Raw genomic sequence first — 6,175 nt, forward strand, 5'->3', positions numbered from 1 at the left:
GCCTCGCGGGCGCGCGCCGTCCCCCCCCGCCGCCGCTACGCCGCCGTGCCGCCCCCCTGCCCGGGTCCCTCTGGTTGGGGGGTGCGCCCCTTTGTGGGGGGGGCGCGCCCCCCCCCCCCCGGTCCGGTGCGGCGGCCGCCCCGCGGAACCCTTGCGCGGTGGACGGGCCGGCCGGCGTACCGGGGTCGGGGGGCGGGTGCGCTAGGAGCTGCTCTCCAGCGTGCCGAGGGTGACGTCGGCGGTCGCGGCGTTGCCGTCCCTGGTGTAGCCGACGGTGACCTTGTTGCCCGGGGTGAGCGAGGCGAGCGCGGTGGTGAGCGCGTTCAGCGAGTCGACCGGGGTGTCGCCGAGCTTGGTGATGACATCGCCGGCCTGGAGCCCCGCCGAGGCGGCCGGGCCGCCCTGGCTGACCGCCACGATGACCGCGCCGGCCGGCTGGAACTGCTGGTTGAAGCTGGTCCGGGCGGTGACGCCGAGCGCGGCCCGCCCGGAGTTGGTGACCTTGCCCTGCTTGATCAGCTGGTCGGTGATGTTGGTGATGGTGGACGCCGGGATGGCGAAGCCGATGCCGGGGGCCGCCGCGCCGTTGGTCTGCGGCTCGGTCGCGGCGAGGGTGTTGATGCCGATCACCTGGCTGTCCAGGTTGACCAGCGCGCCGCCGCTGTTGCCCGGGTTGATCGCGGCCGAGGTCTGCACCATGTTGCCGATGGTGGCGCCCGGCGAGCCGCCGCCGCGGGGCTCGGAGACGGTCCGCCCGGTGGCCGAGACGATCCCCTGGGTGACGCTGCTGGAGAGCCCGAGCGGGCTGCCCATGGCCAGGGTGATCTGGCCGAGCTGGACCTTGCTCGAATCGCCGAAGGCGGCCGGCTTGAGGCCGCCGGGCGGGCTGCTGAGCTTGATCACCGCGAGGTCGGAGTCCGGGTAGCTGGCGACCAGGGTGGCGTCCAGCGACTTGGTGGAGTTGGCCAGCGTCACGGTGAAGGTGGTCGCCGAGCCGACCACGTGGGCGTTGGTGACGATGTCGCCCTTGTCGTCGTAGACGATCCCGGAGCCGAGGCTGTCGCCGGTGGTGATCTGGACCACCGAGGGCAGCACGTCGGCGATCACCTTCTGGTACGCGTCCTGCAGCTGGTTGGCGCCGCCCGGCTGGGCGGCGGGCGCGGCGGAGGCCTGCTTGCTCGCGCCGGGGGAGGAGGCCGAGGCCGAGGAGGAAGAGGCCGAGGAGGAGGACGAGCTGCTGCACCCGGCCAGCGCCAGGGCGAGCGCCGTGACCGCCGCGACCCCGCCGGACGCGAGCAGCCGCCGGTGCGCCGCCTTGGGACCGGTCGGCCGGGGGCCGGCCGGCAGCGGTCGGTTGTGTTCCTTCTTTCGGCTCACCTGGCTGCCTCCGATTCGTCACCGCGCGGGCGCGGGCATGAGAGCACGGAAATCTTTGTCAGCATTTCACCGATTTGTCCGTTTTGCCGTCCCGACTCGCCCGAACACCGGCGACCGAAACCGAACGCCTAGGATTGCCGCATGACTTGGTTGATCACCGGCGGTGCCGGATACATCGGCGGACACGTCGTCCGCCAGCTGCTCGACGCCGGTGAGCGCGTCGCCGTCCTGGACGACCTGAGCACCGGCGACGCCTCCCGGGTGCCGGCCGGCGTCCCGCTGATCGAGGGCTCCACCCTGGACCGCGCCGTCCTGGACGCCGCGATCCGCGAGCACGGCATCGAGGGCATCCTGCACTTCGCCGCCAAGAAGCAGGTCGGCGAGTCGGTCGAGCAGCCGTTCCTGTACTACCGGGAGAACATGATCGGCCTGCAGACGGTCCTGGAGGCCGCGGCCGAGGGCGGCGTCAAGCGCTTCCTGTTCTCCTCCTCCGCCGCCGTCTACGGCATGCCGGACGTCGACCTGGTCACCGAGTCGACCCCGTGCGCCCCGATGAGCCCGTACGGCGAGACCAAGCTGGCCGGCGAGTGGCTGGTCGCCGCCGCGGGCAAGGCCCACGGGATGTCCACCGTGGCCCTGCGCTACTTCAACGTGGCCGGCGCCGCCTCGCCCGAGCTCTCCGACACCGGGGTGTTCAACCTGATCCCGATGGTCTTCGAGCGGCTGACCGCCGGCGAGGCCCCGCGGGTCTTCGGCGACGACTACGCGACCCCGGACGGCAGCTGCGTCCGCGACTTCATCCACGTCTCCGACATCGCCTCGGCGCACGTCGCGGCCGCCAAGCGGCTGGCCGCCGACCCGGCCGGCGAGACCGCGCTGGTGCTGAACATCGGCCGCGGCGAGGGCGTCAGCGTCAAGGAGATGATCGAGGTCATCGGCAAGGTGACCGGCTACGACACCACCGCCGACGTGACCCCGCGCCGCCCCGGCGACCCGGCCCGGGTGGTGGCCGCCGCCGACCTGATCCACCGCGAGCTGGGCTGGAGCGCCGGCCACGACGTCGAGGCCATGGTCTCCTCCGCGTGGGAGGGCTGGTGCAGCCGCCACCCCGGGGCCCGCAGGGCCTGACCGGTCGGTGACCGGACCACCGGACGGCGGTGTCCGCCCCGCTCAGCGGGCGGGCACCGCCGTGCCGTAGTAGGCGTCCAGCGCGTAGACGCAGCGGTCCTTGGAGCCGACGAAGACCCGCCCGCCGACCGCCACCGGGGAGCCGGTGAGCTCGCCCTTGGTGCCGAGCTCCCAGCGCAGCTGACCGGTCGCCAGGTCCAGGGTGTGCAGCGAGTGGTCCCGGCTGCCCAGGTGCACCAGGCCGTCGGCCACCGCCGGGGAGCCGACGATCTCGCCGCGCGTGGTGTAGCGCCAGCGCTCCCGGCCGGTCGCCGCCTCGAAGGCGTACAGCACCTCGCCGCTGCCGACCAGCACCATGCCGTCCCCGACCACCACCGGCTCGGCGCCCTGGCGGCTGCCGGTGACCCCGCGCCAGCGGTCCAGGCCGGTGGCCGCGTCCAGCGCGTAGACGGTGCCCAGGTAGTCGGCCACGTAGACCGCGTCGCCGTCCAGCGCCGGCGGGGTGAACAGCACCACCGGGGCGTCGAAGCGCCAGCGCTCGGTGCCGCTGGCCGCGTCCAGCGCGTACACCCGGGTGCCCGCCGTCACGTACAGCACGCCGCCGCGCTCGACCGGGTGCGCGGGCACGTCCTCGCCGACCTGGAAGGACCAGCGCAGGCCGGCCCCGCGCGGATCCACGCAGCGCAGCCGTCCGGCGCCGAAGTAGTAGGCGGCGCCGCCCACCAGGACCGGGCCGGACTGCGGGTTCTCGTAGTCCTGCTGGGCGTCGTCGGCGCGCCACAGCTCGGCGCCGGTGGCGGCCGCGCGCAGCTGGACGCCACCGCCGCGCACCCCGCAGCAGAGCACGCCGTCGGCGGCGGAGAGCGAGTAGACCCAGCCGTCCAGCGAGGTGCGCCAGCGCTCGGTGCCGTCCGCGACGTCCACGGTGTACAGGTGCGGACCGTCCGCGGCGTGCACCCGGCCGGCGTCCACCGCGAGCGCCCAGGCGACGTCCCGGGTCTTGTAGCGGCGCTCGCCGGAGCCGATGTCCAGCGCGTGCACCTCGAAGCTGGAGACGAAGAGCGTGCCGTCGGCGACCACCGGGGTGCCCCAGACGTCGTTGGACATCCGGAACCGCCAGGGGCGCCAGCGGGCCGCCGCGGCGGGCGGCGGGGTCGGAACGGGCGGCGGGGTCGGCGCCGCCCGGCGGACCCAGTCGGTGGTGGCCGGGGCGGTGCTCGGACCGGGCTGCTCGTGCTCGGCCCGCGGCCCCGGGCCTATCCGCACCGAGGCGCCGGACAGCTGCACCTCGACGGCCATGCCGCCGGTGGGCGCGCGGTGCTTGTTCTTGGAGGGGATCTTCGCGGTCGGGATCCCGTCGTCCTGGCCCCCGGGGCGCGGCCCGGCGTGCACCGGCCCGGTCGGCGGGGCGTGCCCGGCCCCGGGGTAGGTGCGCGGGTCGTCCGGGCCGGGGTGCGGCGGCGGCACGTGCGGCTGCTGCGGCGGGCCCTGGGTGTGCGGCGGCCGCGGCGGCTCGGCCGGGCCGGGGTACGAGCGGGGCTGGGCGCTCGGGCGGCGGCCGCGCTTGCGCTCGATCAGCTCCAGCGCGTGGGGCGGCAGCCAGTCGCCGACCTCCCCGGCGGCGTCGTCCCGGGAGAACAGGTGCGGGGCCAGCTCGGCCTGGATCTGCGCGGGGGTGGGCCGGCGCTCGGGCGCCTGCTGCATGCAGGCCCGGACCAGGTCCATCAGCTCGGGCGCCATCCCGGTGAGGTCCGGCTCCTCCCGCAGCAGCTGGAACACCGTCTCGACCGGGTTGGAGCCCCGGAACGGGGGGTGCCCGGTGGCGCAGAAGACCATCAGCGAGCCGAGCGAGAAGACGTCGCTGGCGCCCCGGACGGTCCGGCTGTCCCGGGCCTGCTCCGGGGACATGTAGGCGGGGGTGCCGACCGCGACGTTGGTCATGGTCAGCCGGGTGCTGGAGACCCCGGCCGCGATGCCGAAGTCGATCACCTTCGGGCCGTCCTCGACCACCAGCACGTTGGAGGGCTTGAGGTCGCGGTGGATCAGTCCGGCCGCGTGGATGGACTGCAGCGCCTCGGCGATGCCCGCGACCAGCCAGCGGGTGGCGTCGACCGGCAGCGGGCCGCACTCCTCGACCAGGTCCTCCAGGGAGGGCGCCGGGATGTACGCGGTGGCCAGCCAGGGCACCCGGGCGTCCGCGTCGGCGTCCACCACGGCCGCGGTGTAGAAACCGCCGACCGTCTTGGCCGCCGCGATCTCCCGGGCGAAGCGGACCCGGAACAGCTCGTCCTCGGCCAGCTCCCCCCGGACGGTCTTGATGGCCACCCGGCGCCCGGAGGCGGAGCGCGCCAGGTAGACCAGCCCCATCCCACCCGCGCCGAGCCGCCCCAGCACCTCGAAGGGCCCGATCCTCCTCGGATCGTGCGCCGTCAGCTGGTCCACTCCGCAGCCACCTCCCCGTCGTCCGCACCCGCCGCGTGGTGCCGGACCCGATTCTCCAATGCCGCCCCGCGCAACTCCAACCTCCCCCACCGGGAGACGGCCACCGCCCCGGACGGACAGTCCGCTGGTCAGCGGTGACGGAACGGCCGGATCCTGACGCCCGATCCGGCCCCGGCTTGCGCCCCGGAGCCCGGACCGTCCACGTCCCGACCCCCCTCACCGGTCACGCTCTGTCACCCGACCACCCCTCAGCGGACTCGCCGTCACGCTATGGGGTCAAAAGCACACGGGGGGGCTTCAAGAGCGCCTTCGGACCCCGGTGAATATCCGTCCGAAGTGGTTCAGGCCGCTATAGCGACCCCCGTGCGGAGTAATAGTCGCATCACCGAATCGCGCCAAGATCGTGCCACGGTAAGCTGACGGCATGACAGGACAAGTTCGCACCGTCGACGGTCGCGTCGCCGGGCGACGCGGACAGGAGACGCGGCAGAAGCTGCTCGACTGCCTCCGCGAGATGCTCAGCACGTCGCCCTATCGGGACGTCAAGGTCATCGACGTCGCCCGTATGGCGGGTACCTCCCCCGCGACCTTCTACCAGTACTTCCCGGATGTCGAGGGCGCAGTCCTCGAAATCGCCGAGGAAATGGCCAAGGACTCCGACACCCTCAAAGAGCTGGTGGCCGGAAAGTCCTGGGCAGGGAAGTCCGGACCGACCACTTCGGAAGAACTGGTCGACGGATTCCTCGCCTTCTGGCGCAAGAACGACGCCATTCTCCGAGTGGTCACGCTCGGTGCCGCAGAAGGGGACAAGCGGTTCTTCAAGATCCGCATGACCGTCCTCAACTCGGTCGCCAAGCCGCTCGCGGAGGCCGTCAAGGAACTCCAGGCGAAGGGTCAGGCCGACAAGTCACTCGACCCGAACGCCGTCGCCGGGGCCCTGGTCTCGCTGCTCGCCTCGGCGGCCGAGCACCAGAAGGCCTTCACCTCCTGGGGCGTCAAGGTCAAGGACCTCAAGCCCAACCTCGCTCCCCTGGTGTACCTGGGCGTCACCGGCAAGAAGGCGCCCAAGTAGGACCCTCCTCCGACCCACCATCCGCTCCGCGCGCAGCCCCGGCCTCCTGTCCGGGGTACGACGGACGGCGGCCGTGTCCTCGGGGGAGGTCCGCCGACGTACCGCACGCGCGCCAGACATGCCGGTGGGCGGGCACCCCTCACACAGGGTGCCCGC

General features: G+C 73.6%; 4 protein-coding genes. 2 read left to right on the plus strand and 2 right to left on the minus strand.

The features are described from left to right. Positions 1-201: 201 nt before the first annotated feature. Positions 202-1,299, minus strand: coding sequence for a S1C family serine protease (locus ACFWXO_RS08500; protein WP_380522917.1), 1,098 nt, complete (start codon positions 1,297-1,299; stop codon positions 202-204). Between the two features lie 219 nt (positions 1,300-1,518). Between ACFWXO_RS08500 and galE the strand changes: the two genes are divergently transcribed. Continuing rightward, entirely contained in the window at positions 1,519-2,505 is a 987-nt protein-coding gene (gene galE / locus ACFWXO_RS08505; RefSeq protein ID WP_380522865.1) for a UDP-glucose 4-epimerase GalE, read from the plus strand. Between the two features lie 42 nt (positions 2,506-2,547). Here the strand turns inward: galE and ACFWXO_RS08510 are convergent, their stop codons facing one another. After that, the gene (locus tag ACFWXO_RS08510; RefSeq protein ID WP_380522866.1) at positions 2,548-4,947 is read right to left on the minus strand and encodes a PQQ-binding-like beta-propeller repeat protein; all 2,400 of its coding nucleotides are present in this window, start codon (positions 4,945-4,947) and stop codon (positions 2,548-2,550) included. 424 nt (positions 4,948-5,371) lie between these two features. Here ACFWXO_RS08510 and ACFWXO_RS08515 point away from each other — a divergent pair, with 424 nt between their 5' ends. Further along, complete coding sequence (locus ACFWXO_RS08515; RefSeq protein WP_188307623.1) at positions 5,372-6,019, plus strand: TetR family transcriptional regulator; 648 nt, start codon at positions 5,372-5,374, stop codon at positions 6,017-6,019. Positions 6,020-6,175: the final 156 nt, after the last annotated feature.

Origin of the sequence: Kitasatospora sp. NPDC059088 (genome assembly GCF_042738155.1) — a bacterium.
Classification (GTDB): domain Bacteria; phylum Actinomycetota; class Actinomycetes; order Streptomycetales; family Streptomycetaceae; genus Kitasatospora.